The organism is Jeotgalibacillus sp. ET6, from assembly GCF_029667115.1.
Lineage (GTDB): Bacteria > Bacillota > Bacilli > Bacillales > Jeotgalibacillaceae > Jeotgalibacillus.
This window is the reverse complement of sequence record NZ_JARUIU010000322.1, coordinates 1-234: the sequence shown is the minus strand read 5'-3', so window position 1 is coordinate 234 and position 234 is coordinate 1. Positions and strand designations below refer to the sequence as shown.

The window sequence follows — 234 nt, the reverse complement described above, 5'->3', positions numbered from 1 at the left end:
GCCACAATACGCACCATATGATTGAAGCCGTATTTAAAGCGTTAGTCAGCTGGTGGTGAATTTGCAGCAAATACTAACAGCTACTGCATTATATTCGGGAATAACAGTACAGGAACAGCCCGATGCTCCAAGGATTTGATAAGAACCAGCTGAAGCTGCGTAAAGTCCTTCCTGCTCTAAATCTAAAAGCTCTTTTTCCACCATAGGAATTTTTCCGTGCTTCAGCTCAGCTGC

The 234-nt window shown here is 43.6% G+C and carries 1 pseudogene; it reads right to left on the bottom strand.

Features of this window, described 5'->3' with window-relative positions:
• Positions 1-45: 45 nt before the first annotated feature.
• Positions 46-234, bottom strand: a pseudogene (locus P6709_RS20360) (hypothetical protein); the annotation flags it as partial.